This window comes from Actinomadura sp. NBRC 104412 (assembly GCF_030269515.1).
Taxonomy (GTDB): domain Bacteria; phylum Actinomycetota; class Actinomycetes; order Streptosporangiales; family Streptosporangiaceae; genus Spirillospora.
The window spans coordinates 1-3,335 of sequence record NZ_BSTM01000072.1; the positions used below are offsets into that span (position 1 = coordinate 1).

Consider the following 3,335-nt stretch of genomic DNA (forward strand, 5'->3'; position numbering starts at 1 on the left):
ATCTCTTCCCGGTCGGCCAATGTCAGCATGTGTCGCACCGCCCCCACAGCAGCTCCCCCCGACGATCAACTCGCCGAGCAGGACTACACCACCACAAGATCAATTGCTACGACCGATTGAGGGCAGGGGCATTAGCCTGGGCAGAGTTTGATGCTGGGCAAGACCAAGCCCGCATCGTTGCATCTGTAGACCGTTCGGAAATCGTGAAGCCGCGCTATATCGAACGGCGTTTAACAGAAGGTAGTCGCGGAAAAACGATCGATGTAGCATGTCATCTACAAGTACGCCAGATGCTTGGTCCTGCGCTAGTCGTTGTGGATCAGCCAATGGCTTCTATTTCGGCTCTCCGTAAGCAGTGGATTTGGCTCTGTCGAATCCTACAGCGAGAATGGGCTAGCTTGCTAAGTAGTCCTCTCAAGGAGAAGCTAGGCCAACAAATAGACTCGATGAAATCACTTCGTTTTGTGGCAGCGTCATTAGACGAGCGATCAGAGGGCGATGTGTACTTGAGGGCACCTGATGACTTGCATGGCTTGCTCGGGAAGTGCCGGACTGTTTACCTGTGCGTTCCCCTCAATGACGCGCAGTTCGAAGAGATCTTAAACCAACTGTCGGCAGGGGCGGCACTTGTGGATCGGGGCTCTTGGTTGGACAACTCCAATTAGGCTGCACCCGACGTTCGGGAAGAGGAACTGGGGTTGGCTAGCCGGACCCTTAGCGATGACGAAGGCGGTATAATAAGCACATGGGCGGTGCTCCCTCCACACCTGTTAGCGATCAGTCATGGCTCGACGAGGCAGTTGCAGCCTTGAGGAAGCCGGACAAAGCCTGGTGCGATGAAGACCGGGTCAGCTTTGTTGTAGCAGCGAGAGAGCTGACGGCATGGCTTCATGACCGCCGTCCCTACGAAGGCCGACACAGGCCGGGCTGGCGGTCAGCCCTCCGTGACTTCTTTCAAGCCGCGGGGGACCTTGGTCCCGAGGTAACCAGGAGCCTCGGTGGTGAGCTGCCGCGATGTCGATCAATAGCCCAGGATCTTCAGTCGAAAATTACCGCGCTGTCACCGGTTAGTTTCAAGGCGTTGCTGGCTACCCAAAGCAACGCATATCGAACAGCTTTTCAGGGTTTGATCGGCCGGTTTAGTGATGCAGACGTGCGACTTGCGGCATGGAACGATGTTCTCGCGGGATATCGGACTTCGGTTGTTTCCCATCAAGAGCTGGCGAAGCGCCGCGACTTGTTCCTGGCGGTTATCCGCGCAGCGAACCTAAGCCCGGACCGGATAGCTAGTAATCTCCGCGGAGTGCTCTCCAACAATGCCTTTGAAATCTTTGCTACCAGGCGTGCACTGGGAGACGCTGATGCCGCCCGATCAGATGCCTACCCTCGCCCCAACCAATCGGCGAATCTTGGAGAGAGTGAGCGTCTGTCTCTCTGTGAGCGCCTTCTAACACAGTCGCCGCAGCGAGCTCATTACGTGGTGTGGGTGGTGTTCCAGCACGCATCCATGACGCGGATGGTGCAGACGGTTGGGCCAATCACTTTTTATGACGCAGAATTGATCAAATCTCTTTTGCAAGCTAAAGAAGACGTGCTGGAGCGGCTCCCTGAGGAACTGAGAGATAAAGAATCGTTTTTCCAGCCATCACAGCTGCCCGAGGAGCGCGATACTGTACTGGCTCGTGTCGACCTGGGCATGAGCTCGTTTGCCGATCCCGTACTTGCAGCACGCGAACAGGCTGAGGCCGTCGTCGCGCTAGCCGGCTTTCGCTTTGGCAGGCCAAGGTGGCGGATTCTCCAGGGGTACCTGCTTGCAGTGGATGGACGCATCAGGGGGATGGGCGCGTTTATGCCGCTGCGCGACCCTGACTCTTTGCCGGTATCTGCATCTTCTGACCCCATGAGCGATCTTCTTCAGATGGTGGAAGCTGACCTGGCGCCACATCTTCCGGTGGATAACCCCGAACTGATCGAGCTCATCGAAGCGCTGCACACTTGGCAGAAGACGGATCGGGAGGAGCCGCTCTCCTCGATAATCTTGCATATGCGCATCGTGGAGCTTGTCGCGGCCCGTGTTACTCACGGAGCCTGGTACGAGTTCCTCGATGACTACCTCTGTTCCACCTGGGTGCGCGACAAGATATTGGACATGCTCCATTCAGCCGTCTTTGATGCCGCCTACGGGCATATTGAGGGGTTGTCGTCGGCGCAAGAGCAAGAAAGGAGGGACATTCAACTTGCTCTGTTTAAGAGTACGGGCTACGGCCATGAGATAGATCTTGCCAAGGCGTACGAAGCCCTCCCAAGACTTGTGAGTATGCATCCGCCGCAGAGCCAAAGCGGGCGCGAGCTGCGGCATGTGATGAACCTGCTGTCGTCACCGGCGAGCATAGTCACCTTGCGTGACGACTTGCTTGACCGGTGGGATATCGCGAGAGAGCGCTTGCAGCGAATCCGTAACGCGCTCGCGCATGGCGGCCCCGTGGACGTTGATGGCGCTAAGACAGTCCATGGATTCGCCCGTCAGTTGGCAGCATGGAGCCTCAGCAGAAGCCTGGCAGGCATCTTGAAGAGGAATGGCGTAGTTGACGAGCACACTCGTCGTCGGGACGAGGCTAACTCGTGGTTCGCAGCCGTTCCCAATGCGGCTGACGCCAAAAGTGCGATCTTTCCAAACTAGGCTGCCTTTTCGCTGCCTGCCCAACACGCGGCCTGGTTTCGCTGCTTGGCTGCTAGGCGTCCAGGAAATCCCACTCGCTGCCTAGCACCCATCGCAGCGCTGACAGCTTGCCATTGACGAATCCCCATTCCCAGTCGTCCCACGGGCCAACATTCTCGGCGCCGTACCGTTGCTTAATTGCTTGCATTATTCGCCCTTCCTCGATGTGTTCAAGATGGATCATCGTCCGAACGTGCCAGACCTTATCGAAGTACTCTCGCTCGGCTTCGAGTATCTCCGTGAAAGTCCGAGGCTCTTCCCGCAGAACGTCAGCCTCCTCGGCTAGTTCAGTAAATTCATCACCAAAATGCTCGGTGAGCGCGGTTTCAAGGCCCTCGACGGCGTATTTGTAGTGCGACGTGTCTCTGGCAAATGAGCTTGCCAGATCGGGATGTGGTTGCCGTCGGTCGCCGTTGGGCAAAGAAAAGTCTTGGTAGTTGGATGTCACAAAGCAATAGTGGTCTTCTCTGGCTGCTTGCGCCTGGACTGCCTGCCCTCAATCGGTCGTAGCAATTGATCTTGTGGTGGTGTAGTCCTGCTCGGCGAGTTGATCGTCGGGGGGAGCTGCTGTGGGGGCGGTGCGACACATGCTGACATTGGCCGACCGGGAAGAGAT

At 56.9% G+C, this 3,335-nt stretch carries 2 protein-coding genes; one reads left to right on the forward strand and one right to left on the reverse strand.

Annotated features, from left to right (window positions below; translation table 11 throughout):
• The first annotated feature begins 745 nt into the window (after positions 1-745).
• Positions 746-2,680 (forward strand): hypothetical protein, encoded by a 1,935-nt coding sequence (locus QSK21_RS35670; RefSeq protein WP_285702180.1) that lies wholly within the window; start codon positions 746-748, stop codon positions 2,678-2,680.
• A gap of 52 nt (positions 2,681-2,732) precedes the next feature.
• Here QSK21_RS35670 and QSK21_RS35675 read toward each other — a convergent pair whose 3' ends face one another.
• On the reverse strand, positions 2,733-3,167 hold the full coding sequence (locus QSK21_RS35675) for a hypothetical protein (RefSeq protein ID WP_285702181.1): 435 nt from the start codon (positions 3,165-3,167) through the stop codon (positions 2,733-2,735).
• Positions 3,168-3,335: the final 168 nt, after the last annotated feature.

What these genes read in the sequence shown, in the direction of transcription:
- QSK21_RS35670 (WP_285702180.1), top strand. Translation starts at nt 746, where the DNA reads ATGGGCGGTGCTCCCTCCACACCTGTTAGCGATCAGTCATGGCTCGAC.